4 tRNA genes are annotated in these 377 nt (G+C 50.1%); all 4 read left to right on the top strand.

The features are described 5' to 3' along the window. The first annotated feature begins 12 nt into the window (after positions 1–12). The 4 genes from LQ693_RS13545 (at position 13) to LQ693_RS13530 (ending at position 377) form a co-directional block, all read left to right on the top strand. Positions 13–88: transfer RNA gene (locus tag LQ693_RS13545), tRNA-Lys, on the top strand. A gap of 5 nt (positions 89–93) precedes the next feature. Next, positions 94–175 (top strand) — tRNA-Leu (locus LQ693_RS13540). 32 nt (positions 176–207) lie between these two features. Beyond that, a tRNA-Gly gene (locus tag LQ693_RS13535) sits at positions 208–282 on the top strand. 6 nt (positions 283–288) lie between these two features. After that, positions 289–377 (top strand) — tRNA-Leu (locus LQ693_RS13530).

Raw genomic sequence — 377 nt, 5'->3', positions numbered from 1 at the left:
CACCATGTTTTAGAGCCATTAGCTCAGTTGGTAGAGCATCTGACTTTTAATCAGAGGGTCAGAGGTTCGAATCCTCTATGGCTCACCATTTAAGCGGGTGTGGCGGAATTGGCAGACGCACTAGACTTAGGATCTAGCGCCGCAAGGCGTGGGGGTTCGACTCCCTTCACCCGCATTATTATTAATATGATTTAAGCATTTAATTTTGCAGAAGTAGTTCAGCGGTAGAATACAACCTTGCCAAGGTTGGGGTCGCGGGTTCGAATCCCGTCTTCTGCTCCATTATTTGCCGGGGTGGCGGAACTGGCAGACGCACAGGACTTAAAATCCTGCGGTAAGTGATTACCGTACCGGTTCGATTCCGGTCCTCGGCACCA

The sequence above is a fragment of the Mammaliicoccus sp. B-M6 genome, assembly GCF_022386965.1.
Lineage (GTDB): Bacteria > Bacillota > Bacilli > Staphylococcales > Staphylococcaceae > Mammaliicoccus > Mammaliicoccus sciuri_A.
The sequence above is the reverse complement of the archived record's forward strand: the minus strand, read 5'-3'. Positions and strand labels throughout refer to the sequence as shown.